This is a genomic window from Rathayibacter sp. AY1F8 (assembly GCF_002932165.1).
Taxonomy (GTDB): Bacteria; Actinomycetota; Actinomycetes; order Actinomycetales; family Microbacteriaceae; genus Rathayibacter.
The window spans coordinates 1-26173 of the sequence record NZ_PSVB01000031.1; the positions used below are offsets into that span (position 1 = coordinate 1).

Genomic DNA, 26173 nt, shown 5'->3' on the forward strand with positions numbered 1-26173 from the left:
GCCCCGCCCCCGGCTAGGCTGACCCCCGCAAGCAGAGGAGACCGCGGATGCCCGACCACGCGACGCGCGGCAACAACCTCGACCGCGTCCGGCGGCACAACCTCTCGGCGATCCTCCGCCTCGTGCACCGCGGCGGCCCCCGCTCCCGCTCGCAGCTGACCCGCCTGACCGGCCTCAACCGCTCCACGATCGCGGCGCTGGTCGGCGAGCTGGTGGAGCTCGGCATCGTGCGCGAGCGCGAGCCCGCCACGCCGAACCAGGTCGGCCGGCCGAGCCCCGTCGTCGAGGCCGATCCCGGAGTCGTCGCGCTCGCCGTGAACCCCGAGATCGACGCCGTCACGGTCGCCGTGGTCGGGGTCGACGCCGTCGTCCGCCGCCGCATCCGCCGCTCCGCCTCCGTCCCCACCGCCGAGGCCGCCGCCCGTCTGGCGGCCGAGGCGGTCGCCGAGCTGCTCGCCGAGCTGCCCGAGGAGACGCGGACCGTCGGCATCGGTGTCGCCGTGCCCGGCCTCGTCCGCGACGCCGACGGCCTCGTCCGGGTCGGCCCGCACCTCGGCTGGGACGACGAGCCCTTCTCCCGCATGCTCGCGGACGCGACCGGACTGCCCGTCCTCTCGGCGAACGACGCCAACCTCGGTGCGCTCGCCGAGAGCGTCCTCGGCGCCGGCCGCGACGTCTCGCACCTCGTCTACCTCAACGGCGGCGCGAGCGGAGTGGGCGCCGGCGTCATCGTCGGCGGCGCGCCTCTGCACGGCATCGACGGCTACGCGGGGGAGATCGGCCACACCCTCGTCAACAGCGCGGGCATCGACTGCCACTGCGGCGCCGTCGGCTGCCTCGAGACCGAGGTCGGCCGCGCCGAGCTGCTCACCGTGCTCGGCCTCGACGAGAGCGAGCGGCTGGAGGAGGCGCTCGCCGCCTCCGAGGACCCGGCCGTCCGCGCCGAGGTCGAGCGCCAGCTCGGGCACCTCGCGGTCGCCCTGCGCAACGTGATCAACGTGTTCAACCCGCAGCTCGTGGTGCTGGGCGGCTTCCTCGGGGCGCTGATCGGAGTCGCGCCGGGGTTCCTGGAGGAGCGCCTGGGCCGCGGCGGCCCCTTCCGGGTCGCACTCGACTCCGTGCGCATCGTGCGGACCGAGCTCGGCGCCGATCTGCTCATGCTGGGCGCCGCCGAGCTCGCCTTCGAGCGCCTGCTCGCCGACCCGCTCGGCACTCCGCTCCACCCGGTCTGACCCGACGGCGGGCCGAGGGGTGGCGCCCCTGTCCGACACGTGATCGAATTGATTCGACCGAGCGGCGTGGAGCCGACGAGGTCCGCTCCCGCGCCGAGGACGACACCGGCCGCACCCCTCCCTCCCACCCCGCTGCGCCCTGCGCAGGAAGGCACTCCGTGTCCACTCCCGCCTCGACTCCGACCGCCTCCCTCCCGGTGCACCGCCACCCGGGCGACGCCCTGACGGCCCGCCAGCGCCTCGTCTACGTGATCGTCCTCGGCTCGCTGACCGCCCTCGGGCCGTTCACGATCGACCTCTACCTGCCGGCGTTCCCCGCGCTGCAGAGCGAGCTGAACGTGTCGGAGGCGGCGGTCCAGCTGACCCTCACCGGCACGACCCTCGGCTTCGCACTCGGCCAGCTGGTCGTGGGCCCCTGGAGCGACGCGGTCGGCCGGCGCCTGCCGATCCTCTTGGCCACCTCTCTGCACGTGCTGGCCTGCGTCGGCGCGGCGCTCGCCCCCGAGATCGTCACCCTCGGCGTCTTCCGCTTCCTGATGGGAGCCGGCGCGGCGGCGGGCGGCGTGGTCGCGATGGCGATGGTCCGCGACCTCTTCGGCGGACGCCCGCTGGTGCGGATGCTGTCCCGGCTCGCCCTGGTGTCGGGCCTCGCGCCCGTGCTCGCGCCGGTCATCGGCTCGCAGCTGCTGCTGATCATGGACTCGCGCGGGATCTTCGTCTTCCTCGCCGCCTACGGCGTGCTGGTCGTCGCGGCCGTCGGCCTGCTCGTCGTCGAGACCCGGCCCCGCGCCGCCCGACACGAGCGCGAGCACCGCTCGCTCGTGCAGCGCTACCGGGCCGTCCTCAGCGACCGCGTGTTCCTCGGAGTGGCGGTGATCGGGGGCATGACCTTCGCCGGCCTGTTCACCTACCTCTCCAGCTCCTCGTTCCTGTTCCAGGGCCTCTACGGATTCGACGCGCAGCAGTACGGGCTGCTCTTCGCCGTGAACTCGCTCGGCGTCGTCCTCGGCGTGCAGGCGTCCTCCTACCTCAGCCGGAGGATCGGGCCGCAGTGGATCCTCGCGATCACGACGCTGACGCTGTTCACCTCCGCCGGCCTGATCGCCCTCTTCGACGTGCTCGGGCTGGGGCTCTGGGGCACGCTCGTCCCGCTGTGGTTCTTCATCGCGTCGTGCGGCTTCAGCTTCCCGTGCGTGCAGGTCCTCGGCCTGGTCAACCACGGCCGGGAGGCGGGGACGGCCGCGTCGCTGCTCGGAGCGGTCAACTTCGGCACCGCCGGACTGCTGTCGCCGATATCAGGGGTCTTCGGCGCCGGCTCGGCCGTGCCGATGGCCGTGGTGATGATGGCGACGGCGACCGTGTCGATCCTGGCGCTCTGGCTGATCGTCCGGCCGAGGAGCGTCCCGGCGCTGCAGGACTGAGCGCTCGGCTCCGGGCCCCGGCGGTCCGGCACGCCCCGCTCCTGCAGCTCCTCCCGGGTGTTCGGGCCCTCGCTGGATCCGCTCCCGAGCGCCGCTGCTACAGTCCCCTCCCATGTCCTCCCGCGACTCCTCCGCCCTGCTCGCCGAGCTCTCCGACCCCGACCGCGACGTCCGCCTCCGTGCGGCGATGACCCTGGGCGAGCTCGCCGAGCCCGCCACCGCCGAGCCCCTCGCGGCGCACCTGTGGGAGGAGCCGGACTTCTTCGTCCGCGACGTGCTCACCTGGTCGCTCGGCCGCCTCGGCTCCGCCGCCGTCCCCGTCGCCCGCGAGGCGCTCGGCCGCGAGCCCCGGGTGCGCACGCAGGCGCTGCACGTGCTCAGCAAGATCCTCGACCCGGCGACGCTCGACGACATCGCCCCGCTGGCCGCCGACTCCGAGCCCGCCGTCGCCGCGAAGGCCCGCTTCGCGCTGGGCCGCCTCGGCGACGCGCGCGCGCTGCCGGTCCTGCTCGGCCTGCTCGGCGACGACGACGCGGAGGCGCAGAATGTGCTCACCGACGTCCTCGCCTCCTTCGGCGCCGCGGCCGTCCCCGGTCTGGAGCAGGCCCTCCGCGAGGGGTCCGCGCCGGTCCGGCGTCACGCCGCCGCCGCGCTCGGCTACCTGGGCGACGACGCGCGTCCTGCCGTCGACGCGCTGGACGGGGCCGCCGGCAGCGACGACTCCGCGCTCGCGGTCTCGGCCGTGATGGCGCTCGGCTCGATCACCGGTCCCGACGCGGCCGCCGCCCTCGAGCGGGCCTCCGCCTCGGACGACTCCCGCGTGAGCGCCGTCGCCGCGCGGCTCCTCGTCCGCTCCTCCGAGCCGACCCGGCTCGACGCCCTCCGCGCCGCCCGCCTGGCCCGCGCGGCCGGCTGAGCCGCGCCGCGAGACCCCCGCGGGGGAAGGCCGGGCATCCGCACGGCCGGTCGAACCGTGCCACCAACCCGGCGCACGGACGCCGGGCTTCCGAACGGTCGGCCGAGCCGTCCCGCAACCCCCAGCGGGGGAACGCCGGGTGACGGCATCATGTCCGAATGGATCATCGCGACGACCGCCTGTCGACCGAGCCCGGAACCGCGCGCCCCGACGCCGTCCAGCGCGCGCGGATGCGCGAGCAGGTGCCGTCCGACGACGTCGCCGCCCGGCTGCTGACGAAGGAGGCGGCCCACCGGGTCTCCCACCGCTGGCCGCTGATCTCCGCGTCGCTCGCGATCCTGCTCACGGTGCTCCTCGCCGTGCTGATCGCCTTCCGCCCCACCTCGGCCTTCCGCTTCGACGTGGAGTGGATGGACGAGATCGTCGAGCACCGCTCGCCGGTCTGGGACATCCCGGCCCTCGTCATGAACACGGTCGGAGCGGGGCTCGTCGGGACGACGCTCATCCCGCTCGGCATCGTCGCCGTGCTGCTGGTGTTCCGCAGGCGGTGGGCCGCGCTCTACTACGCGATCGCCGCGCTGGTCAGCGTGGGCGCCACCCAGCTCGTCAAGGAGCTGGTGGGACGCGCCCGCCCGGCCGACATGCTCGTCACCAGCGACTACGGCTCCTTCCCGTCCGGCCACACCGCCAACGCGGCGACGACGGCGATGGTGCTGGCCCTGGTGTTCCCGCTGCTGTGGGTCTGGATCGCGGGCTTCCTCTACACCGTGGCGATGATGGCGAGCCGCACCTACCTCGGCGCCCACTGGCTGAGCGACACCGTCGGCGGCCTGCTGCTCGGGATCGGCGTGGCGCTCGTGGTCTGGGCTCCGCTCGCCGGCCGCCTGCGCACCGAGGCCGAGCTCCCGCACCCGCCGATCTGGATCCGCCGCACCACCTGACCGGCATAGCGCTCCCTGCGAGGGCTTCGAGGCCCCGAGGATCGGCGCCCGAGGAGCGCGGAGGCTCGCCGATCAGCCGAAGGCGGCGAGGGAGTCGAGCTCGTTGAAGGTGTAGACGTGCAGGCCCGCGAGGCGGTCGCCCGCCGCCGCTTCCAGGCGCGCGACGAACGCGGACGGGTCGAAGCGGCGTCCGCGGAGGAGCCCGCCGGCCACCGAGGTGCTCCGCCTCAGGAAGCCGAGCGAGGAGCCCACTCCGATCCGCGCGCCCAGCGTCAGCAGCCGCGAGCGCTCGACCGGCCCCGGCACGCCCGCCCACAGATCGGCCGTGATCCCCGTCTCGCGGAGCCGGTCGGCGTAGCGGACCACCGCGTCGACGTCGAAGCACATCTGCGTGACGATCGAGCGGATGAACGGAGCGCGCTCGCGCAGGTGCCGCTCGATGCTCTCGTCGGAGAGGTGCGGGTGGCCCTCGGGATAGCCTGCGATGTCCATGGCCAGCCCGGGTGAGATCTCGCGGGCGTCGCGGATGAGCTCGAGGCTCGTGGAGTATGTGCCGGCCGCCGAGGACGCGTCGCCCGAGATCACGAACGCCTCGTCGATCCCCGCCTCGCCCATCCGCTCGAGGACCCGCTCGAGTGCGGCGCGGCCCTCGACGTTCCGCGCCGCCAGGTGGGGCACCACGCGGAACCCGCGCCCGGCCAGCGCGACCGCGCAGTCCACGGTCCGCCCGGTCCCGTGCTTCGGCAGGCTCGTCACGGTCAGCGTCACCGCGGAGGGGTCCGGGAACGCCCGCGCGGCGCGCTCGCCGATGTCGTCGGCCGGGATGATCTCGAAGCGCGCGCGGGTCATCGGCCCAGCCTGCCACGCGGAGCCGGAGCGGTGCGGGTGGTGGCCGCAGCCGCACGAGTGTCGGAGGGGCGCCCTAGCCTGGAGCCGATCGCCGCCCGGTGGTCGCGGAAGGAGTCGCGTGTACCTGGAGTCCGGCCGCGTGGTCACGAGCCCCACCGACCTGTCGAACTGGGCGGCCTGCGAGTGGGCGGTCCTCCGCCGGTTCGACGCCCTGCTGGGCCGCGCCCCGCGCCTCGAGGCCGAGAGGGACGGGATGCTCGAGCGCACCGCGGTGCTCGGCGACGAGCATGAGCACCGCTTCCTCGCCGAGCTGAAGCGCACGCACGAGGTGCTCGAGTTCGAGCGCCCCGAGCCCGCCGGCTACCCCGCGGCGGCCGAGGCGGCCGTCGAGGCGATGCGCGCCGGGGTCGACGTGCTCTACCAGGCCACCTTCTTCGACGGCGAGTTCCTGGGCTTCTCGGACTTCCTCCTCCGCACCGCCGACGGCGCCTACGAGGTCTACGACACCAAGCTCGCCCGTCACGCGAAGATCCCGGCGCTGCTGCAGCTCGCCGCCTACGCCGAGCAGATGCAGGCCCGCGGCATCCGCGTGGGGGAGCAGGTGCACCTCGTGCTCGGCGACGGCTCCGTCACCAGCCACGAGCTGGCCGTCGTCGCCCCGGTCCAGCGCGTGCAGCGCGCCCGGCTCCGCGCCGTGCTCGCCGAGCGCCTCGCCGCCGACGAGCCGCTGGCGTGGGGCGATCCGCGCTACCCCTCCTGCGGACGCTGCTCGGTCTGCGCGCCCGAGGTCCAGGCGCACCGCGATCCGATCCTCGTCGCCGAGATGCGGCTCGACCAGCGGGCGAAGCTCACGGCGGCCGGCGTCCTCACCCTCGACGCCCTCGCCGAGCACGACGGCCCCGTCCCCGGGCTGAGCGCGGGCACGCTCGAGGGCCTGCGCGCCCAGGCGCGGCTGCAGCTGCGGTCGGAGTCCTCGCCGGTGCCGGCCGTCGAGGTGATCGACGCCTCCGTGCTCGCCGGGCTGCCCGCGCCCGACCCGGGCGACCTCTTCTTCGACTTCGAGGGCGATCCGCTCTACACCGAGGACAACCGCGAATGGGGCCTCGACTACCTCTTCGGCATGGTCGACGACCAGGAGCGCTTCACCGCGCTCTGGGCGCACGACCTCGCGGCCGAGCGCAGGGCGCTCCTCGACTTCCTCGCGCTCCTGCGGGCGCGCCGGGCCGAGCACCCCCGGATGCACGTCTACCACTACGCCTCCTACGAGCGGAGCCACCTCCTCTCGCTCGCGCTCCGCCACGGGGTCGGCGAGGAGGAGGTCGACGCGCTCCTGCGCGACGGCGTCCTGGTCGACCTGTACCCGGTGGTGCGGCGGGCGCTCCGCGTGGGCTCGCGCAGCTACTCGCTCAAGAAGCTGGAGCCGCTCTACATGGGCGAGGAGGAGCGGGACGCGTCCGGCGTCACGAACGCCGCCGACAGCATCGAGATGTACGTGGAGGCGCGCGCCGCACAGAGGGCCGATCCTGTCGAGGGGCAGCGCGGGCTCGACCTCGTCGCCGAGTACAACGCCTACGACTGCCGCTCCACGCTCCGCCTGCGCGACTGGCTCCTGGAGCTCGCTCCGCCGCGCGAGGAGCTGCCGCCGCTGCTCGAGGTCGAGATCCCCGTGCCCCGCGAGCCGCACCCGGTCGCGGTCGCCCTGCTGGCGCAGGTCGAGGGGATCGAGCCGCGGGAGCGCACCGCCGACCAGACCGCGCTCGCCCTCGCCGGCGCGGCGATCGACTACCACCGCCGCGAGGCCAAGACCTTCTGGCAGGAGCACTTCGACCGCCTCCGGCAGCCGCTGGACGAGTGGGCGGACACCCGCGACGTCGTGATGATCGACCGGGTCGAGGTCGTCCGCGACTGGGCGAAGCTCCCGCGCGCCCGCACGCAGTCGCGCGAGCTGCGGATCCTCGGCCGGCTCGCTCCCGGCAGTCGGCTCGGCACCGGCTCGTCGCCGTACCTGGTCTACGAGGCCCCGGCGCCCCCTGGTGCGCCCTCGCCCGGTCCCGGTCTGCGCGGCGCCTCCGAGCGCTCCGAGATCCTCGCGGTCGACGACGACGGGGAGCGGATCGTCCTGCTCCTCAAGGAGGGCCTGAAGGCGGGGGAGGATCCGCACGACGACGCTCCGGTCGCCCTCGCCCCCGCGCCGCCGCCGCGCGCCGCGCCCCAGCCCGAGGCGATCGCGGAGTGGGGCGGCGAGGTCCTCGACGCGCTGCCCGCGATGCTGGCCGACCCGGCGCTCGACGTCCTCCGCCGCGTGCCGCCGGGAGCCGTCGCTCCGGTGCAGGGCGACGACGTGATCGGCGCGGTCGTCACCACTCTGCTCGGACTCGACCGGGCGACCCTCGCGGTGCAGGGTCCGCCCGGCACCGGGAAGACCTACGTCGGCTCCCACGTGATCGCACGGCTGGTGAACGAGCACGGCTGGCGCATCGGCGTGGTCGGCCAATCGCACTCGGTGGTCGAGAACGTGCTGAGCGCCGTCGTCGGCCGCGGCGTCGATCCCTCCCGCGTGGCGAAGGTGCCCAAGAACGGCACGCCGCCCGAGGCGCTCGAGGCGGCGCCCTGGGCGCCGGTGAAGAACGCGGCGGCACTCACCGCGGTCCTCGAGGAGGGCGGCGGCTGCGTCATCGGCGGCACCGCCTGGACCTTCGCGAACCCGGTCACCGTGCCGCGCCGCTCGCTCGACCTCCTGGTGGTCGACGAGGCCGGGCAGTTCTCGCTCGCCCCGACGATCGCGTCGGCCGTCTCCGCCCAGCGGCTGCTCCTGCTCGGCGATCCGCAGCAGCTGCCCCAGGTGAGCCAGGGCGCGCACCCGGAGCCGGTCGACGAGTCGGCGCTCGGCTGGCTCGCCGACGGGCACGACGTCCTCCCGCCCGAGTACGGCTACTTCCTCGCGCAGACCCACCGGATGCACCCGGCGCTCTCCGACGCCGTCTCCGAGCTGTCCTACGAGGGCGCGCTGCGGTCGCGGGCGCCGCAGGTGCGCCACCTGGAGGGGGTCGAGCCGGGCGTGCACTCCGTCCCGGTCGAGCACGCGGGCGACACCACCTCCTCGCCGGACGAGGCGAGGCGCGTCGTCGAGATCGCCCTCTCCCTCGTCGGCCGCGCCTGGACCGACGAGCACGGCGAGCGGACGCTGACCGCGGCCGACGTCATCGTCGTCGCGCCCTACAACGCCCAGGGCGGGCTCCTCCGCACCGCCCTCGACGCCGCGGGCCTCGAGGAGACGCCGGTCGGCACTGTCGACCTCTTCCAGGGCAGGGAGGCGGTGGTCGCCATCGTGTCGCTCGCCGCGTCCTCCGGGGCCGACGTCCCGCGCGGAATGGAGTTCCTCCTCCTGCCCAACCGCCTGAACGTCGCGGTCTCGCGCGCGAAGTGGGCGGCGTACCTGGTGCACTCGCCGGCGCTCGCCGCCTCGCTCCCGACCTCGCTGACCGGCCTCGGGCACCTCTCCGGCTTCCTCCGCCTGCTCGAGCAGGGGGAGCGGGCCGCCCCGTGACGGATCCGGTGGCCGGAAGGCGCGCTCCGCTCCGATTCCGTCGGTGCTCGGCATGGTGGACGACGCGATCCGTCGCTACGGTGTCCCCATGAGAATCCTCCTGGTCGGCGCCGGCGGCGTCGGCGACGCCTTCGCGAAGATCGCCGCGCGCCGCTCCTTCTTCGAGCAGATCATCGTCTGCGACTACGACCTCGCCCGGGCCGAGCGCACGGTCGCGTGGATCGCGGAGCGGCACGGTGCCGACGACCGCTTCGTCGCCGCGCGGATCGACGCCTCCGACGCCGAGAACGTCGAGACCGTCGCCCGCGCGCACGGGGCGACCCACGTGATGAACGCCGTCGAGCCGCGCTTCGTCCCGACGATCTTCGCCGGAGCGCTCGCCGCCGAGGCCGACTACCTCGACATGGCGATGAGCCTCTCGCTCCCGCACCCCGAGCGGCCCCACGAGCTGACGGGGCTCAAGCTCGGCGACGAGCAGTTCGCCGCGGCGGAGGAGTGGTCCTCCCGCGGCCGCCTCGCCCTGGTGGGCATGGGCGTGGAGCCGGGACTCTCCGACGTCTTCGCCCGCTACGCCTCCGACCACCTCTTCGACGAGATCGACGAGCTCGGAGTGCGCGACGGCGCGAACCTCGTCGTGCACGACGCGGACGGCCGCGAGATCTTCGCTCCGTCCTTCTCCATCTGGACCACGATCGAGGAGTGCTTGAACCCGCCGGTGGTGTTCGAGCGCGACCGCGGCTGGTACACCACCGCCCCCTTCTCGGAGCCGGAGGTGTTCGAGTTCCCCGAGGGCATCGGCCCGGTCGAGTGCGTGAACGTCGAGCACGAGGAGGTGCTGCTGATGCCGCGCTGGCTCGACGCGAAGAAGGTCACCTTCAAGTACGGCCTCGGCGAGCAGTTCATCGGCGTCCTGCGCACCCTCCACCTCCTCGGCCTTGACAGCACCGAGCCCCTGCGGGTCCGCTCGGCCGGCGGTCCCGTCGAGGTCTCGCCGCGCGACGTCGTCGCCGCCGCCCTGCCCGACCCCGCCGGCATCGGCCCGCGGATGACCGGCAGGACCTGCGCCGGCCTCTTCGTCTCCGGCACGAAGGACGGCGCCCACCGCGAGGTGTACCTCTACCACGTGAGCGACAACGAGTGGACGATGGCCGAGTACGGCACCCAGTGCGTGGTCTGGCAGACGGCGCTCAACCCGGTGGTCGCGCTCGAGCTCCTCGCGACCGGCGTGTGGACCGGCGCCGGAGTGCTCGGGCCGGAGGCGTTCAGCGCCGACCCGTTCCTCGAGCTGATGGCCCGCCCCGAGGCCGACGGCGGGTACGGACAGTCCTGGCACGTCCGCGAGGACTGACCGGCGCCGCCGACCTAGGCTGAGCCCATGAGTGACGACGACGGGCTCGCCTCGGCGAGGGACGAGGCGCGCGCGGCCCTGGAGGCCGCCCGCCGACTGCAGGCGGAGGCCGCCGAGGCCCTGGCGCGAGCGGAGGCGGCGGCCGCGGCGCTGAACGCGGCGGCCGGCCCGGAGGAGGCGGAGGCCGTCGCGGACGACGTGCGGCTGGTGGCGGCGTCGGGGAGCGGAGCGGAGCAGTCCGCTGCTCCCGTTGCCCCGGACGCCGTCGCTCCGGACGCCGTCGCTTCCGGTCCGATCGCTCCGGATGCAGATGCTCCGCCCGCCCCCTCGGCGCCCTCGTCAACGGCGACGCGCGGATCGACGTGCCCGTCCGCATTCCGCTCGGCATGCTCAACCGGCACGGCCTCGTCGTCGGCGCGACCGGCACCGGCAAGACGAAGACGCTGCAGGTCCTCGCCGAGCAGCTCTCGGCCCACGGCGTCCCCGTCTTCGCTGCGGACATCAAGGGCGACCTCTCCGGCCTCGCCACTCCGGGCACGGCGACCGACGCGCTGCTCGCCCGCACCCGCGGCATCGGCCAGGACTGGCGGGCGGAGGCGGCCCCCGCCGAGTACTTCGCGCTCGGCGGCATCGGCACCGGCGTCCCCGTCCGCGCCACCGTGACGGGATTCGGCGCGCTGCTGCTCGCGAAGGTGCTCGGCCTCAACCACACGCAGGAGTCGAGCCTCGGCCTCGTCTTCCACTACGCCGAGAGCGCCGGTCTCCCGCTCGTCGACCTGTCCGATCTCCGCGCCGTGCTCACCTACCTCGTCGGCGACGAGGGCAAGGCGGAGCTCGCCGAGCTCGGCGGGCTGTCGAAGGCGACCGCCGGCGTGATCCTCCGCGAGCTGATCGCGTTCGCCGACCAGGGCGCCGACGTGTTCTTCGGTGAGCCCGAGATCGACACGGCCGAGTTCCTCCGCCTCGCCGCCGACGGTCGCGGCGTCGTCAGCCTCCTCGAGGTCCCCGGAGTCGCCGACCGACCGGCTCTGTTCTCCACCTTCCTGATGTGGCTCCTCGCCGACCTCTTCAACGACCTGCCGGAGGTCGGCGACCTCGACAAGCCGAAGCTGGTGTTCTTCTTCGACGAGGCGCACCTGCTCTTCCGCGACGCGTCGAAGGACTTCCTCGCCGCGATCACCCAGACCGTGCGCCTCATCCGCTCCAAGGGCGTCGGCATCGTCTTCGTCACGCAGACCCCGAAGGACGTGCCCGGTGACGTCCTCGCCCAGCTCGGCTCCCGCGTGCAGCACCAGCTCCGCGCGCACACGCCGGACGACGCCAAGGCCCTCCGCGCCACCGTCTCGACCTACCCCGAGAGCGACTACGACCTCGGCGAGGTCCTCCAGGCGCTCCCCATCGGCGAGGCGATCGTGACGGTCATGAACGAGCGCGGCGCCCCGACCCCGGTCGCCTGGACGCGTCTCCGCGCCCCGCTCGGCTCGATGAAGCCCACCCCCGAGGCCGACCGCGAGGCGAGCGTCCAGAGGTCCCCGCTCCTCGCGCGCTACGGAACGCCCCTCGACCGCGACTCCGCCCGCGAGATCCTCACCCGCCGGCTCGACGCCGCCGCCGACGCCGAGGAGGCCCGCGCCGCCGCCGAGCAGCAGGCCGCCGACGACGCCCGCCGCGCCAAGGAGGACGCGCGTCGCGCCAAGGAGGAGACCGCGGACGCCGCCCGCCGCGCGAAGGAGCGGGCCGCCGCCGAGCGCGCCGCCGACCAGGCCGCCGAGCGCTCCCGACGGCGCACGGCACCGACCTCCCGCGGGACCCGCACCGCCCGCCGCGACAAGACGGTCGTCGAGGAGGTGCTGGGCTCGAGCGCCGGCAGGACGCTGCTGCGCGAGGTGGTCCGCGGGATCTTCGGGACCGCCCGACGGCGCTGACGCGACCCGGGCCGGTCCGGGAGACGAGGCGCTAACGGGAACGTGTTAGCGTCGGTAGCATGAGTGAGAGCGGGACGACGCGGGAGCGGATCCTCCGAGCGACGGTCGAGCTGCTGGCGGACGGCGGGCGGGACGCGGTGTCGACGCGGGCGATCAGCGCGGCGGCGGGGGTCCAGGCCCCCACGATCTACCGGACGTTCGGCGACCTGCGCGGGCTGCTCGACTCGGCCGCGGCAGCCGGATTCGCCACGGCCCTCGCCGACTTCGAGCGGAGCGAGGCGCCGGCCGACCCGGTCGACGCGCTCCGTGCCGCCTGGGATCACCACGTCGCCTTCGGACTCGCCGAACCGCACCTCTACGCGCTGATGTTCACCGCGCGGCCGGGGGAGGAGTCGGAGGCGGCGCGCCTGTCCCGCGGCGTCCTCCTCGACGCGGTCCGGGCCGTCGCCGAAGCCGGCCGCCTCACCGTCGACGTCGAGCGGGCCTCCCGCCTGCTCCAGTCGGCCGCGCTCGGCTGCACCCTCACGCTGACCGCCGTCGCCGACCCCGACGACGAGCTCTCGTCCCGCTCGCGCGAGTCCGTCCTCGCGGCGATCACCACGGCGGAGGCGGGCCCCACCGATCCCGCCGCCCGTGCGGTCGTCGCGCACGCCGTCGCCCTGCGGACGGCGCTGCCGCAGATCGAGCCCCTCAGCGCGGGGGAGCGGCTCCTGCTCGACGAATGGCTCGAGCGCATCGCCGACTGACGGTCGGCGTCGCCGGAGGGTCCGTATCGCCGCCCTGTCGTCCGCGGTGTCGTATTACGGATGGCGACGGGCACGATCCGGGACCGGCACCTACGGTCGGACCATGTCGCGATCCATAGCCGAACTCTTCTTCCGCCCCGTCTGCGCCGCCTGCTCGGCCCCGCTCGTCGCCCGCCGTGGCGCGTTCTGCTCCGACTCCTGCGCGCGGACGAACCACCTCTACGGCTGATCCCGCGCCCGGCACGCGCCGGACGATCGGCGGCCCCTGCTCGGCGCGACGTCGTCGTGCACCGGCGGCGCGAACCCGGCGATGCTTGAGTGGGCCGCTCCGATCGACGCCTTCACCGGTCGACCGGGCTCCGACGATCGGCCGCACCGGTTAAACAAAACGGTGCCCGTGCTGGCGAGAGCAACGGACACCGTTCGCGGAGGATGGGGGATTCGAACCCCCGAGGGCTTTCACCCAACACGCTTTCCAAGCGTGCGCCATAGGCCACTAGGCGAATCCTCCTGGCACGACCTGAGCCGCGACTCATCGATACTAGCCGGTGTCGGAGGCTCCCGCTGACCACGACCACGACCCCGACACGCCCCGCTCTCCTCGGCCGCCGTCGTCGGTTAGACTGTCACCCGGCTCCCCGCGTGGCGCCATCCAGGCCAACTCCCCCAGGGCGGAAACGCAGCAAGGGTAACCGGGCTCTGGCGGGTGCGCGGGGGGTCTTCTTCCGTTAACCGGCCCGCCTGCTCCGCCGATGGACCGCCGCACAGCCGCTACGAGGCCCTACCGACTGCGGACGCTCCTCCACAGCCGCGCGCCATGCACGCCCTCCCATCCCTGGCCTCTACTCAGCCAGGCGGAGGGACCCCCTCGGTAGGCTGGATCCGATGGTTCAGAGCATCTACATCTCGTCCGCCGAAGGTCATTCGGGCAAGTCCACGGTCGCCCTCGGCGTCCTCGATGCGCTCAGCAGCCAGGTGCAGCGGGTCGGCGTCTTCCGCCCGATCGCCCGCTCCACCTCCGAGCCGGACTACGTGCTCGAGATGCTGCTCGGCCACTCCGACTCGGGCCTCGCCTACGAGGACTGCATCGGCGTCACCTACGAGGACGTCCACGCCGACGGCGAGGCGGCGCTCTCGCGGATCGTCGAGCGGTACAAGGGCGTCGAGGCCCGGTGCGACGCCGTCGTCATCCTCGGCTCCGACTACACGGACGTCGGCAGCCCCACCGAGCTCGGCTACAACGCCCGCATCGCCGCCAACCTCGGTGCCCCGGTCCTGCTCGTCCTCACCGGCCGGGACTCGTCCCGCAGCGAGCAGCTGGGCCAGGCTCCCGCGCGCACGCCGGAGGAGATGCGCCAGATCACGGAGCTCGCCTCGGTCGAGCTGCGCACGGCCCACGCGAGCCTCATCGGAGTGATCGCGAACCGCGCCGATCCCGACACCGCCGCCGACGCCGTCGCCGCGATCCGCGAGAGCATCCCCGCCACCGTCCCGGTCTGGGCGATCCGCGAGGATCCGTTCCTCGTCGCTCCGAGCCTGTCCCGCCTGGTCGAGGCGGTCGACGGCGTCGTCGTCGCGGGCGATCCGGAGCTGCTCGGCCGCGAGGCGCTCGGCGTGGTGATCGCCGGCATGTCGATGGTGAACGTCCTGCCGCGGCTCACCGAGGGCGGCGTCGTGATCGTCCCCGGCGACCGGCCCGAGGTCGTCCTCGCCGTGATCATGGCGTACGCCTCCGGCACGTTCCCCACGGTCACCGGCATCATCCTCAACGGCGGCTTCGAGCTGCCGGAGCCGATCGTCCGGCTGATCGAGGGCGTCGACAGCCGCGTGCCGATCGTGATGACCGAGCTCGGCACCTACGACACCGCCGTCCGCGTCACCGCGGCCCGCGGCCGCCTGGCGGCCGACTCCCCGCGCAAGCGCGACACCTCCCTCGCCCTCTTCCAGGAGGCGGTCGACGCGGTCGAGCTGCTCACCCTCCTCGACGTCGGCCGGTCCGAGGTCGTCACGCCGCTGATGTTCGAGTACGGGCTGATCGAGCGCGCGCGCATCGCCGACCGCCACATCGTCCTGCCCGAGGGCGGCGACGACCGGATCCTCCGTGCCGCCGCGACCGTGCTCAAGCGCGGCATCGCCCGGCTCACGATCCTCGGCGAGGAGGCCGAGATCCGCGCCCGTGCGGCGGGCCTCGGCCTCGACCTCGACGGCGCGCGCGTGCTGAGCACCCTCGACCCCGAGCACCGCGCGCGCTTCGCCGAGGAGTACGCCCGCATCCGCGCGCACAAGGGCATCACCTACGACCACGCCTACGACACCGTCACGGACGTCTCCTACTTCGGCACGATGATGGTGCAGCTCGGCCTGGCCGACGGGATGGTCTCGGGAGCCGCGCACACGACCGCGCACACCATCCGCCCCGGCTTCGAGATCATCAAGACGAGCCCGGGCGTCTCCGTCGTCTCGAGCGTGTTCCTGATGGCGCTCGCCGACCGCGTGCTGGTCTACGGCGACTGCGCGGTGAACCCCGACCCCACCGAGGCGCAGCTCGCCGACATCGCGATCTCGTCCGCCGAGACCGCCCGGCAGTTCGGGATCGACCCCCGCATCGCGATGCTCTCCTACTCCACCGGCGAGAGCGGAGCCGGCGCCGACGTCGAGAAGGTCCGCGCGGCGACGGCGCTGGTGCGCGAGCGCCGGCCCGACCTGCTCGTCGAGGGCCCGATCCAGTACGACGCGGCGGCCGACGCGGCGGTCGCGGCCTCGAAGATGCCCGGCTCCCAGGTCGCCGGGCGCGCGACGGTGTTCATCTTCCCCGACCTCAACACGGGCAACAACACCTACAAGGCCGTGCAGCGCTCGGCCGGCGCCGTCGCCATCGGACCGGTCCTCCAGGGTCTGCGCAAGCCGGTCAACGACCTCTCGCGCGGCGCGCTCGTGCAGGACATCGTCAACACCGTCGCGATCACGGCCATCCAGGCCGCCACCCAGGCCATCGTCCCGCCCACCGCCGCCATCCCCGTGGTGCGCTAGCGGCGACCCCGCCGCCGCCCCTCCCGACCCCGATCACCCCAGGAGTCCCCTCATGTCCGTCGTCCTCGTCGTCAACAGCGGATCGTCGTCGTTCAAGTACCAGCTCATCGAGATGACCACCGAGGAGACGCTCGCCAGCGGCCTCGTCGAGCGGATCGGCGAGGACACCGGCCGCACGAAGCACACCCGCGACGGGGAGTCGTTCGAGATCGAGGGGCCGATCCCCGACCACACCGCCGGCTTCGACGCGATGATCCGCGCGTTCGGCGAGAACGGCCCGAGCCTCGACGAGTTCCCTCCCGTCGCCGTGGGCCACCGCGTCGTGCACGGCGGCAAGCGCTTCTTCGAGCCCACCGTCGTCACCGACCTGGTCAAGATCAACATCGAGGACCTCGCCGACCTCGCCCCGCTGCACAACCCCGCCAACCTCGAGGGCATCGAGGCGGCGCAGAAGGCCTTCCCGGACGTCCCGCACGTCGCCGTCTTCGACACCGCCTTCCACCACACGATCCCGGCCGAGGCGTCGACCTACGCGCTGCCCGCCGAGCTCGCCGAGAAGCACCGCGTCCGCCGCTACGGCTTCCACGGCACCTCGCACAAGTTCGTCTCGGAGGCCGCCGCCGCCTACCTCGGCCGCCGCCGCTCCGACCTGAAGACGATCGTCCTGCACCTGGGCAACGGAGCGTCCGCCTGCGCCGTCGACGGCGGCGTCTCCGTCGAGACCTCGATGGGCATGACCCCGCTCGAGGGCCTGGTGATGGGCAGTCGCTCCGGCGACCTCGACCCGGCCGTCGTCTTCCACCTGGCCCGCAAGGCGGGCCTCTCGATCGACGAGCTCGACACCCTCCTCAACCGCCGAAGCGGCCTCCTCGGCCTCACGGGTCGCGGCGACATGCGCGACGTCCAGGAGGCGGCCGAGGCCGGCGACGAGCAGGCCCGCGCCGGGCTCGAGGTCTACTACCACCGCCTCCGCCACTACATCGGGGCCTTCTACGCCCAGCTGGGCCGCGTCGACGCCGTGGTGTTCACGGCCGGAGTCGGCGAGAACGTCGCCGCCGTCCGAGCCGGCGCCCTCCGCGGCCTCGAGGGCCTGGGCATCGAGCTCGACCCCGAGCGCAACACGTCCTCCGACCGCGGCGCCCGCCGCATCTCCACCGACGACTCCCGCGTCGCCGTCCTCGTGATCCCCACGAACGAGGAGCTGGAGATCGCCCGGCAGAGCTTGTCGGTCGTGTAGCGGCGGAGCCGTGACACGACTCGCGGTCGGCTGCCGGGGGTGGTGGCTCCCGTGGAGCGGGTCCTGTCGGGCTGTCCTGAATCGCTCGCACGCGATTCCGGGTCGCGGCCCTCTTCCGAATACTCGGGCCCTGCTGCTGGTCGAGTAGCCGCGGGACGCGGCGTATCGAGTCCCACCGAGCGCGAGGGAGGAGATCTCGATGCGGCCGCTGTGCAGGCTGCTCCATCCGCAGGAGCCGGCTGAGGAGCCCCGGCTCAGGGCAGCAGGCGCGCGTCGCCCGCGTAGAGGTTGAAGCCGGAGCCGCGGCTGAAGCCGATCAGGGTGAGGCCGGAGTCGCGAGCCAGGTCCACCGCCAGCGACGACGGGGCACCGACCGCGGCGAGCAGGGGGATGCCGGCCATCACGGCCTTCTGCACCAGCTCGAACGAGGCGCGCCCCGATACCTGCAGCAGCGTCCCCCGCAACGGCAGCCGCCCCTCCCGGAGCCCCCAGCCGACCACCTTGTCCACGGCGTTGTGCCGCCCGACGTCCTCCCGGAGCACCAGCAGCGAGCCGTCCGCGTCGAACAGCCCGGCCGCGTGGACGCCGCCCGTCCGCTCGAACACCGCCTGCGCCTCGCGGAGCCGATCGGGGAGAGAGACCAGCAGCTCCCGCTCGACCCGCAGGTCGTCCTCCGCGACGCTCCACGCCGAGTCGGTGGCGACCGCTTCGAGCGACGCGAGCCCGCACACTCCGCACGAGCTGGTCGTGTACACCGACCGCTCGCGCTCGAGCAGCACGGCCTCCCGCCCGCCGCGGACGCTCGCGTCGACCACGTTGTACGTGTTCTCTCCCGGCTCGGAGCCGCTCGCGCAGTAGCGCATCGCCGCGAGCTGCTCCGACTCGGTGAGCACCCCCTCGGACACCAGGAATCCCGCGACCAGGTCGAAGTCGTCGCCGGGTGTGCGCATGGTCACGCTGAAGCGCCGTCCGCCGACGCGGATCTCGAGCGGCTCCTCGACGGCCAGGACGTCCTCGCGGCGTCGGGGCGGATCGCCGGCGCGGACGGCGGTCAGGCGGGTGCGGGCGACACTGCGGCTCATGGGTCTCCTCAGGCGGTGGAGGTCATCCTCCCACCGGGAACCGGGAGCGATGCCGGGGTGCGGACGTACGATGCAGGAATGGTCGATGACGCCGAGCCCCGCGAGAGTCCGATCGACGAGAGCCGCCTCTCCGTCCGGTCGCCGAAGAGACGCGCCGTCGGGATCCCCGGCGTCGCCCACGCCCTCGAGATCTCGCTCAAGCAGATGGGTCCGGTGCGCAGCGCCGAGACGCTCCTGCGGGTGAACCAGAAGGCCGGATTCGACTGCCCGGGCTGCGCCTGGCCGGAGGGCGACAAGCGCCACGTCGCCGAGTTCTGCGAGAACGGAGCGAAGGCGGTCGCCGAGGAGGCCACGCTCCGCACCGTCACATCGGCCTTCTTCGCCGCGCACCCCGTCGCGGAGCTGGAGGAGTGGGACGACTTCGCGCTCGGCCAGCAGGGCCGGCTCACGGAGCCGATGCTGCTCGAGGAGGGCGCGACGCACTACCGGCCCGTGGGCTGGGACGAGGCGCTCGACCTCGTGGCGGAGGAGCTGCGCGCCTGCGCGAGCCCTGACGAGGCGATCTTCTACACGTCCGGCCGGACCTCGAACGAGTCGGCCTTCGTCTACCAGCTGATGGTCCGCGGCTTCGGTACAAACAACCTGCCCGACTGCTCGAACATGTGCCACGAGTCCAGCGGATCCGCCCTCACCGAGACGATCGGGATCGGCAAGGGCTCGGTGAGCCTGCGCGACGTGGAGCGGGCTCCGCTGATCATCGTCGCCGGCCAGAACCCCGGAACGAACCACCCGCGGATGCTGACCGCGCTGGAGCGCGCCAAGCGCGCCGGCGGCACCATCGTGGCCGTGAATCCGCTGCCGGAGGCGGGGCTGCTCCGCTTCCAGAACCCGCAGACCGTCCGCGGCACCCTGGGCGACGGCACGGCCCTCGCCGACCACTTCCTCCAGGTCCGGCTGGGCGGCGACCAGGCCCTGTTCCAGGGTCTGGGCAAGGCGCTGCTCGAGGCGGAGGAGGCGCGCGGCGACGTCTTCGACCACGCCTTCATCCGCGAGAGCACCGGCGGCCTCGCCGAGTACCTCCACGGGCTGCGGGAGGTCCAGTGGGACGAGATCGAGCGGGCGAGCGGGATCGACGAGACGCGCATCCGCACCGTCGCCGAGCTGATCGCGGCGTCCGAGGGCACCGTCGTCTGCTGGGCGATGGGCCTCACGCAGCACGCGCACTCGGTCGCGACGCTCAAGGACGTCGTCAACGTGCTCCTGCTCACCGGCAACATCGGCAAGCCCGGCGCGGGCGTCTGCCCGGTGCGCGGCCACTCGAACGTGCAGGGCGACCGCACGATGGGCATCTTCGAGCGGATGCCGGACTCCTTCCACGACGCGCTCGACCGCGAGTTCTCCTTCTCCTCCCCGCGCGTGCACGGGACGGACACGGTCGCCGCGATCCGGGCGATGCGCGACGGGAAGGCCCGCGTGTTCATGGGGCTCGGCGGCAACTTCGCCCGCGCGACGCCCGACAGCGGAGTGACGGAGGCGGCGATGCGCTCGCTCGCCCTCACCGTGCACGTCTCGACCAAGCTCAACCGCTCGCACGTGGTCACCGGCCGGCGCGCGCTGATCCTGCCCACCCTCGGCCGCACCGACTCCGACGTGCAGCGCTCGGGCGAGCAGCGGGTCACGGTCGAGGACTCGATGAGCGCCGTGCACGCCTCCCGAGGCCGCCTGCGCCCGCCGAGCCCGGGCCTGCGCTCGGAGGTGGCGATCCTCACGGGGATCGCGGAGCGGCTGCTCGAGGGCCGCGAGAACGTCCCGCGGGTCGACTGGGCGGGACTGCGCGACGACTACCGCCGCATCCGCTCGCACATCGCCAACGTCGTCCCCGGCTTCGACGGCTTCGAGGCCCGGATCGACGTGCCCGGCGGCTTCGTCCTCCCGCACCCGCCGCGCGACTCGCGCCGCTTCGACACCCCCTCCGGTCTGGCCCGCTTCACCGCGAATCCGCTCGAGTACCCGCGGGTTCCGGAGGGCAGGCTGCTGCTGCAGACGCTGCGCTCGCACGACCAGTTCAACACCACGATCTACGGCAAGGACGACCGCTACCGCGGGATCCACGACGGCCGCCGGGTGGTGTTCGTCCACGCCGACGACGTCGCCGAGCTGGGCTTCGCGGACGGCGCGATGGTCGACCTGGTCTCGGAGTGGCCCGACGGCGTCGAGCGGCGGGCGGAGGCGTTCCGCGTCGTGGCGTACGACACGCCCCGCGGCTGCGCGGCCGCCTACTACCCCGAGACGAACGTCCTCGTACCGCTGGACTCGACCGCGAAGATCAGCAACACGCCGACCTCGAAGTCGGTCGTGATCCGCCTCGAACCGTCCGCGTAGGCCTCACCAGGGCAGCGGCAGCAGGCGCACCGAGTCGCCCGCTGCCGCTCCCGGTGCGGGCACGACGGCCACGGCCTCCGAGGCGGCGAGACCGGTGAGCATGTGCGAGCGGATGCCGGCGGATGCCCGCCAGCCGTCCTCGCCGGAGGAGACGGGCACGAGCACCGTGGTCCCCGCGCGCCCGAGCGGCTCGGCGAGGACGCCCCGGCCGAGGGGCCGGGCAGCGGCGCCGGACGCCGCGTCGAGGGCCGGCGGCAGGAAGGATACCGCCGCGAGCAGGGCGGCGAGCGGGTTGCCCGGCAGCGCGATCACCAGCGTCCCTCCCGGCAGCAGCGCAGCCATGGTCGGGTGGCCGGGGCGCATTCCGACGCCGTCGACGAGGACGCGCGCGCCCACCGCATCGAGGGCGCGACGGACCGCGTCCACCCGGGAGCGCCCGGTCCCGCCCGTCGTGAGGAGGATCGGCGCCGTGCCCGCCAGCAGCGTCCGTGCGATCGCCTCCTCGTCGTCGCCGCGGCGCACGACCTCTCCCACGGCTCCGCCCGAGAGCTCGACCAGCGCGGGCAGCAGCGGCGTGAACGCGTCGCGCACCCGTCCGGCGGGCGGCATCCCCTCGGTGTCGACCTCGTCCCCCGTGAGGAGCAGGTCGACCGCGGCGGTCGGGCGGACGTCGAGCGCGTCGATCCCGGCGACCGCGAGCAGGGCGAGGTGCGCGGGAGTGAGGCGGGTCCGGGCATCGACCAGCACGGCTCCGCGGGCGGCCTCGTCGCCCGCGCGCCGGACGTGGCGGCCGGGCGGGAGGGGCGCCCGCGCCGTGAGCAGGTCGTCGCGGACCGCGCCCTGCTCGGACGGCAGCACGGCGTCGCTCCAGTCGGGCACGGCGGCTCCGGTGACGATCGGCGCGGCGGTGCCGTCCTCGAGCGGCCAGGGCCCGGGTCCGCGCACGGCCCAGCCGTCCATGGCCGAGGAGTCGTAGTGGGGGAGCGGCCGGGCGGCGGTGACGGCGCGGTCGAGGACGGCTCCGCGGGCGTCGAGGAGGGGGACTGTCGAGACGCCGGAGCGCGCCACCGCTTCGCCGACGATCCGCCTGGCCTCGTCCCAGTCGGTCGCCTCGTGCCCGTGTGCGCTCATCCCGTCCATTCTCCCGGGGCTCGGGGCGGGCCCTGGGCAGGACCCGCCCCGTCGGTCATCCCAGGTAGCCGTTCGGGTTCAGCACGAACTTCTTCGCGGCGCCCTTGTCGAAGTCGGCGTAGCCGCGGGGAGCGTCGTCCAGGCTGATCGCGGTGGCCTGGACCGCGTCGGCGATGTGGACCCGGTCGTGCAGGATCGCCATCATCAGCTGCCGGTTGTACTTCATGACCGGGCACTGGCCCGTGGTGAAGGACAGCGACTTCGCCCAGCCGAGCCCGAGGCGGATCGACAGCGAGCCCTCTTGGGCCGCCTCGTCGACTCCGCCCGGGTCGCCTGTGACGTAGAGGCCCGGGATGCCGAGGGCGCCGCCCGCCGCGGTGATCGACATCAGCGAGTTCAGCACCGTCGCCGGCGCCTCCTTCCCCGAGTCGGCGCCGTTGCCGTGCGCCTCGAAGCCGACGGCGTCCACTCCGCAGTCGACCTCGGGCACGCCGAGGATCTGCTCGATCTGGCCGGCCGGATCGCCCTTCGAGACGTCGACCGTCTCGCAGCCGAAGGAGCGCGCCTGCGCCAGACGCTCCTCGTTGAGGTCCGCGACGATCACGACGGCCGCTCCGAGCAGCTGCGCTCCGACCGCCGCGGCGAGTCCGACCGGTCCCGCTCCTGCGACGTAGACCGTGGAGCCGACGCCGACCCCGGCGGTCACCGCGCCGTGGAAGCCCGTCGGGAAGATGTCCGAGAGCATCGTCAAATCGAGGATCTTCTCGAGCGCCTGATCGCGGTCCGGGAACACCAGGAGGTTCCAGTCGGCGTAGGGGACCATCACGTACTCGGCCTGCCCGCCGACCCAGCCGCCCATGTCGACGTAGCCGTACGCGCTGCCCGGGCGGTCCGGATTCACGTTGAGGCAGATGCCGGTCTTGCGCTCCTTGCAGTTGCGGCAGCGGCCGCAGGCGATGTTGAACGGCACGGACACGATGTCGCCGACCTTGACGAACTCGACGTCGGGGCCGACCTCCACGACCTCGCCGGTGATCTCGTGGCCGAGCACGAGGTCCGACGGAGCGGTGGTGCGGCCGCGGACCATGTGCTGGTCCGAGCCGCAGATGTTGGTGGAGACGGTGCGGAGGATGGCGCCGTGCGGCAGCTTCCGCCCGATGTTCGCCGGATTGACGCCGGGTCCGTCCTTCAGCTCGAAGGTGGGGTAGTCGATGTCGATGACCTCGACGACTCCGGGGGACTTGTAGGCGACGGCTCTGTTGCCTGACATGCGGGGCTCCTTCAGATGGACGACCGCGGCGCAGTCGGCCGCGGGAGTCCTGCGCCGCTCTCGGTCCGAGCCGCGGCGCCGGGACTCGGGGGAACCGTACGGCGTCGACCTGGTGCCGGATCGAGGCCGGTGGAGTAGCGTCTCAGGAGGCGTGCGGACGCTCGTCCACCGCCCGGTGCGAGGCCGCGAGCGCCGCGTCGAGCGCGTCCCGTCCGCCCCCGGCCAGGCCCGCCGCGTAGCCCGCGAGGAACGTGGTCAGCGGAGCCGCCGGCCGGACCACTCCGTGCGCTGCGCGACCGGCGAGGGCGAGCAGGGCGTCCGGGTCCACCGGGACCTCGCCGAGGCCGAGCGCGGAGCACAGCTCGGCCCACCAGCCGGCGAGCACCTCCTCGGTGGGGCGGGCGCCGTCGGAGGCGGAGGGGCGGGGGCCGGTCGTGTCGTCCATCCGCTCAGTCTGCGCCGCGCGGGACCGGCAGGTCGATCCCGTGCCGGTGCGCGTCGGCGGGCGCGTCGACGTCGTCGGTCGTCCCTCCGGGCACCGTCACGAGCCGCGGGGGAAGGACCCGGAGGAGGGCGCGCACCGAGGCGCCGTCGGGATCGCCGAGCGCGGTGAGCGCTTCGACGAGGGCCGCTCGCCGGTGCACGCCGAGGAGCTGCTGGGCTCGGCCGCTCGCGTCGACGGCCAGGAGGGAGGCCTCGACGGCGCTCGATGCGACCTCGAGCAGCGTGTGCACGGCGGGAGCGGGGGCGACGAGATCGGCGGCGAGAACGACGACCCAGTCCGGAGCGCCCGGGCGGTCGAGCAGGGGCAGCGCGGCGGCCAGGCCCGCGACCGGGCCGCCGAACGGCGGATCCTCCTGGACGAGCTCGGCGCCGTCGACGGCCTGTGCGAGCGACGACGGTCCGGCCACGACCCTCCGCTCGGCTCCGCGCACGGCTGCGAGGGCGGTGCCGAGGAGCGTCGACTCGCGGTGCCGGAGGAGCGGCTTGACCGCGCCGCCGAGGCGGGAAGCGCGTCCGCCGGCGAGCACGACCGCGTCGAAGCGGGGGAGCGGAGGCGGCGGGAGCACGGGACCGAGGCTACGCGCGCTCGGAGGTCCGCCGTCCCGGCTGCGGTGTCGGAGGTCGCGGCTACTCTTGTCGGGTGGTAGCAGCCCTGTATCGCCGGTACCGGCCCGAGACGTTCGCCGAGATGATCGGCCAGTCCCAGGTGACGGATCCGCTCATGACGGCGCTCCGCACCAACCGCGTCAACCACGCCTACCTCTTCAGCGGCCCCCGCGGCTGCGGCAAGACCACCTCGGCGCGCATCCTCGCCCGCTGCCTCAACTGCGCGACGGGCCCGACCGACACCCCCTGCGGCGTCTGCGACAGCTGCGTCGAGCTCAGCCGCGAGGGCCAGGGCTCGCTCGACGTGGTCGAGATCGACGCGGCGAGCCACAACGGAGTCGACGACGCGCGCGATCTGCGCGAGCGCGCCATCTTCGCCCCGGCGCGCGACCGCTTCAAGATCTTCATCCTCGACGAGGCGCACATGGTCACGCCGCAGGGCTTCAATGCGCTGCTCAAGATCGTGGAGGAGCCGCCGGAGCACGTGAAGTTCATCTTCGCGACCACGGAGCCGGACAAGGTCATCGGCACGATCCGCTCGCGCACGCACCACTACCCGTTCCGGCTCGTCCCGCCGGCGCAGATGCTCGACTACACGCAGGAGCTCTGCGAGCGCGAGGGCGTGCACGTGGCGGCCGGCGTGCTGCCGCTCGTGGTCCGCGCGGGCGGCGGGTCCGTCCGCGACACGCTCTCCCTGCTCGACCAGCTGATGGCCGGCTCCGAGGCCGAGACCGTCGAGTACGAGCGGGCCGTCGCCCTCCTCGGCTACACCCACGGCGCCCTGCTCGACGAGGTGGTCGACGCGCTCGCCGAGCACGACTCCGCCGAGGCGTTCGGAGCGGTCGACCGCGTCATCCAGACGGGGCAGGACCCGCGCCGCTTCGTCGAGGACCTGCTCGAGAAGCTCCGCGACCTGATCGTCGTCGCGGCGACCGGGGGAGCGGCCTCGGCCGTGCTCCGCGGCGTCTCGCAGGACGAGCTCGACCGCATGGCCGGCCAGTCGCGCGCGCTCGGCCTGGCCGAGCTCTCGCGCATCGCCGACGTGGTCAACGAGGCCCTCACCGAGATGACCGGTGCGACCTCGCCGCGCCTGCACCTCGAGCTGATGATCGCCCGCACCCTGGTGCACGGCACCGGCGCCGGCATCGCGCCCGCTGCGGCCCAGGAGGAGCGCCCGCGGCACGTGGCCGCGCCGCGCGAGTCCGCGGCGCCCGCCCCGCGGTCGTCCGAGGCGTCGCGCGCGTCCGAGCCGTCCCGTGCGCCCGAGCCCCACCACGCCTCGCACGCCGCCGCTCCCGGCTCGGTGCCCGAGTCCATCGCGGCCGCTCCGCGCACCGAGGCGCCGGTGACGGCGTCCGCACCGGTCGCTGCGCCGCCGGTGACGGCGCCCGACGAGACGGCGGCCGCCCCGGAGGCGGACGAGTCCGCGCCGGCCGAGTCAGGACGCCCCCGCGCGACGACCGCCGCGGCGGCTCGTCCGGAGCCGGTCGAGCAGGAGCCGTCGGATCAGGCCGCTGCGTCCACTGAGGCGGCCGCCGCCTCCGCGGCCGCCGCCTCCGCACCCGCTGCGGCCGCGGGCGACGCACCCGCCGACGGCGCGGTCACCCTCCAGCGGATGAAGGACACCTGGCCCGAGATCCTCGAGGTCGTGCAGAAGGCGAAGATGACCGCCTGGCTGGTGGCCTACACCGCCCAGGTGCGCGCCCTCAAGGACGACGTGCTGACCCTCTCGTTCCCGAGCCAGAACGACGTCGAGTCGTTCAAGATGCCGGGAACCGCGGGGCAGCCCGGAGTCAGCGAGTACCTGCGTCAGGCGATCCAGCAGGTCCTCGGCCTGCGGGTGAAGTACATCGCCCGCGTCGAGCCTCGCGCAGCCGCCCCGGAGGCCGAACGCGCCGCCGTCGAGGCGACCGCCGCGCCCGCTCCGGCTGCGCCGATCCCGGCCGCGACCGGCTCCGACGGCTGGGCCACGGTGGCGATCCCCGCCGATCCGACCCCTGCGGCCG

Annotated in this window: 18 protein-coding genes, 1 tRNA gene, 1 other RNA gene and 1 pseudogene; 14 read left to right on the forward strand and 7 right to left on the reverse strand. The window is 73.9% G+C overall.

The window, feature by feature from the left end:
- Nucleotides 1–47 precede the first annotated feature (47 nt).
- From C5C35_RS15560 to C5C35_RS15575, 4 genes are all read left to right on the forward strand, one after another.
- Nucleotides 48–1232, forward strand: coding sequence for an ROK family transcriptional regulator (locus C5C35_RS15560; protein WP_104227455.1), 1185 nt, complete (start codon nt 48–50; stop codon nt 1230–1232).
- A 158-nt stretch (nt 1233–1390) separates the two neighbouring features.
- Complete coding sequence (locus C5C35_RS15565) at nt 1391–2653, forward strand: multidrug effflux MFS transporter (RefSeq protein ID WP_104263534.1); 1263 nt, start codon at nt 1391–1393, stop codon at nt 2651–2653.
- 112 nt (nt 2654–2765) lie between these two features.
- A complete protein-coding gene (locus C5C35_RS16810; RefSeq protein WP_104227453.1) occupies nt 2766–3569 on the forward strand; it encodes a HEAT repeat domain-containing protein in 804 nt (267 codons plus the stop codon).
- Nucleotides 3570–3727: 158 nt separating this feature from the next.
- Nucleotides 3728–4510 carry a phosphatase PAP2 family protein gene (locus C5C35_RS15575; RefSeq protein ID WP_258059555.1) on the forward strand — a complete coding sequence of 261 codons (783 nt, stop codon included), beginning with the start codon at nt 3728–3730 and terminating at the stop codon, nt 4508–4510.
- A gap of 72 nt (nt 4511–4582) precedes the next feature.
- Here C5C35_RS15575 and C5C35_RS15580 read toward each other — a convergent pair whose 3' ends face one another.
- Entirely contained in the window at nt 4583–5359 is a 777-nt protein-coding gene (locus C5C35_RS15580) for a methylenetetrahydrofolate reductase (protein WP_104227452.1), read from the reverse strand.
- A 118-nt stretch (nt 5360–5477) separates the two neighbouring features.
- Between C5C35_RS15580 and C5C35_RS15585 the strand changes: the two genes are divergently transcribed.
- From C5C35_RS15585 to C5C35_RS17335, 5 genes and pseudogenes are all read left to right on the forward strand, one after another.
- Entirely contained in the window at nt 5478–8906 is a 3429-nt protein-coding gene (locus tag C5C35_RS15585; RefSeq protein WP_104263535.1) for a bifunctional RecB family nuclease/DEAD/DEAH box helicase, read from the forward strand.
- 88 nt (nt 8907–8994) lie between these two features.
- The gene (locus C5C35_RS15590; protein WP_104227456.1) at nt 8995–10254 is read left to right on the forward strand and encodes a saccharopine dehydrogenase family protein; all 1260 of its coding nucleotides are present in this window, start codon (nt 8995–8997) and stop codon (nt 10252–10254) included.
- Nucleotides 10255–10281: 27 nt separating this feature from the next.
- A pseudogene (locus C5C35_RS15595) lies at nt 10282–12179 on the forward strand (helicase HerA-like domain-containing protein).
- 59 nt (nt 12180–12238) lie between these two features.
- Complete coding sequence (locus C5C35_RS15600; protein ID WP_104263536.1) at nt 12239–12925, forward strand: TetR/AcrR family transcriptional regulator; 687 nt, start codon at nt 12239–12241, stop codon at nt 12923–12925.
- A gap of 103 nt (nt 12926–13028) precedes the next feature.
- A complete protein-coding gene (locus C5C35_RS17335) occupies nt 13029–13154 on the forward strand; it encodes a hypothetical protein (protein ID WP_258060618.1) in 126 nt (41 codons plus the stop codon).
- Between the two features lie 197 nt (nt 13155–13351).
- Here C5C35_RS17335 and C5C35_RS15605 read toward each other — a convergent pair.
- Nucleotides 13352–13436, reverse strand: a tRNA-Ser gene (locus C5C35_RS15605).
- Between the two features lie 118 nt (nt 13437–13554).
- Between C5C35_RS15605 and ffs the strand changes: the two genes are divergently transcribed.
- The 3 genes from ffs (at nt 13555) to C5C35_RS15620 (ending at nt 17192) form a co-directional block, all read left to right on the forward strand.
- Nucleotides 13555–13651: signal recognition particle sRNA small type (gene ffs / locus C5C35_RS15610), an RNA gene on the forward strand.
- Nucleotides 13652–13810: 159 nt separating this feature from the next.
- Nucleotides 13811–15955, forward strand: a complete 2145-nt coding sequence (gene pta / locus C5C35_RS15615) for a phosphate acetyltransferase (protein WP_104263537.1) — start codon at nt 13811–13813, stop codon at nt 15953–15955.
- A gap of 52 nt (nt 15956–16007) precedes the next feature.
- Nucleotides 16008–17192: an acetate/propionate family kinase gene (locus C5C35_RS15620; RefSeq protein ID WP_104263538.1), complete on the forward strand. Its 1185-nt coding sequence runs from the start codon at nt 16008–16010 to the stop codon at nt 17190–17192.
- A 254-nt stretch (nt 17193–17446) separates the two neighbouring features.
- On the opposite strand, the gene fdhD is transcribed toward C5C35_RS15620, so the two are convergent.
- Nucleotides 17447–18274 (reverse strand): formate dehydrogenase accessory sulfurtransferase FdhD, encoded by an 828-nt coding sequence (gene fdhD, locus C5C35_RS15625; protein ID WP_104227459.1) that lies wholly within the window; start codon nt 18272–18274, stop codon nt 17447–17449.
- A 78-nt stretch (nt 18275–18352) separates the two neighbouring features.
- Here fdhD and C5C35_RS15630 point away from each other — a divergent pair, with 78 nt between their 5' ends.
- Nucleotides 18353–20656: an FdhF/YdeP family oxidoreductase gene (locus C5C35_RS15630; protein ID WP_104227460.1), complete on the forward strand. Its 2304-nt coding sequence runs from the start codon at nt 18353–18355 to the stop codon at nt 20654–20656.
- Between the two features lie 3 nt (nt 20657–20659).
- On the opposite strand, the gene C5C35_RS15635 is transcribed toward C5C35_RS15630, so the two are convergent.
- The 4 genes from C5C35_RS15635 to C5C35_RS15650 all read right to left on the reverse strand — a co-directional run bounded on the left by C5C35_RS15635 (nt 20660) and on the right by C5C35_RS15650 (nt 24127).
- The gene (locus tag C5C35_RS15635) at nt 20660–21787 is read right to left on the reverse strand and encodes a molybdopterin molybdotransferase MoeA (protein WP_181069251.1); all 1128 of its coding nucleotides are present in this window, start codon (nt 21785–21787) and stop codon (nt 20660–20662) included.
- Nucleotides 21788–21842: 55 nt separating this feature from the next.
- Nucleotides 21843–23057, reverse strand: a complete 1215-nt coding sequence (fdhA, locus tag C5C35_RS15640; RefSeq protein WP_104225123.1) for a formaldehyde dehydrogenase, glutathione-independent — start codon at nt 23055–23057, stop codon at nt 21843–21845.
- Between the two features lie 142 nt (nt 23058–23199).
- Nucleotides 23200–23502, reverse strand: a complete 303-nt coding sequence (locus tag C5C35_RS15645; RefSeq protein ID WP_219812223.1) for a DUF6457 domain-containing protein — start codon at nt 23500–23502, stop codon at nt 23200–23202.
- A gap of 4 nt (nt 23503–23506) precedes the next feature.
- Nucleotides 23507–24127 carry a molybdenum cofactor guanylyltransferase gene (locus C5C35_RS15650; protein WP_258059556.1) on the reverse strand — a complete coding sequence of 207 codons (621 nt, stop codon included), beginning with the start codon at nt 24125–24127 and terminating at the stop codon, nt 23507–23509.
- Nucleotides 24128–24201: 74 nt separating this feature from the next.
- Between C5C35_RS15650 and C5C35_RS15655 the strand changes: the two genes are divergently transcribed.
- Nucleotides 24202–26173: DNA polymerase III subunit gamma and tau (locus tag C5C35_RS15655; protein ID WP_104263539.1), on the forward strand; the 1972-nt coding region annotated here is incomplete at its 3' end.

Coding starts and splice junctions, on each gene's coding strand:
- fdhD (WP_104227459.1), bottom strand. CDS start 18,274: ATGAGCCGCAGTGTCGCCCGCACCCGCCTGACCGCCGTCCGCGCCGGC.
- C5C35_RS16810 (WP_104227453.1), top strand. CDS start 2,766: ATGTCCTCCCGCGACTCCTCCGCCCTGCTCGCCGAGCTCTCCGACCCC.
- pta (WP_104263537.1), top strand. CDS start 13,811: ATGGTTCAGAGCATCTACATCTCGTCCGCCGAAGGTCATTCGGGCAAG.
- C5C35_RS15620 (WP_104263538.1), top strand. CDS start 16,008: ATGTCCGTCGTCCTCGTCGTCAACAGCGGATCGTCGTCGTTCAAGTAC.
- C5C35_RS15630 (WP_104227460.1), top strand. CDS start 18,353: ATGGTCGATGACGCCGAGCCCCGCGAGAGTCCGATCGACGAGAGCCGC.
- C5C35_RS15575 (WP_258059555.1), top strand. CDS start 3,728: ATGGATCATCGCGACGACCGCCTGTCGACCGAGCCCGGAACCGCGCGC.
- C5C35_RS15645 (WP_219812223.1), bottom strand. CDS start 23,502: ATGGACGACACGACCGGCCCCCGCCCCTCCGCCTCCGACGGCGCCCGC.
- C5C35_RS15560 (WP_104227455.1), top strand. CDS start 48: ATGCCCGACCACGCGACGCGCGGCAACAACCTCGACCGCGTCCGGCGG.
- C5C35_RS15590 (WP_104227456.1), top strand. CDS start 8,995: ATGAGAATCCTCCTGGTCGGCGCCGGCGGCGTCGGCGACGCCTTCGCG.
- C5C35_RS15600 (WP_104263536.1), top strand. CDS start 12,239: ATGAGTGAGAGCGGGACGACGCGGGAGCGGATCCTCCGAGCGACGGTC.
- C5C35_RS17335 (WP_258060618.1), top strand. CDS start 13,029: ATGTCGCGATCCATAGCCGAACTCTTCTTCCGCCCCGTCTGCGCCGCC.
- fdhA (WP_104225123.1), bottom strand. CDS start 23,057: ATGTCAGGCAACAGAGCCGTCGCCTACAAGTCCCCCGGAGTCGTCGAG.
- C5C35_RS15635 (WP_181069251.1), bottom strand. CDS start 21,787: ATGAGCGCACACGGGCACGAGGCGACCGACTGGGACGAGGCCAGGCGG.
- C5C35_RS15580 (WP_104227452.1), bottom strand. CDS start 5,359: ATGACCCGCGCGCGCTTCGAGATCATCCCGGCCGACGACATCGGCGAG.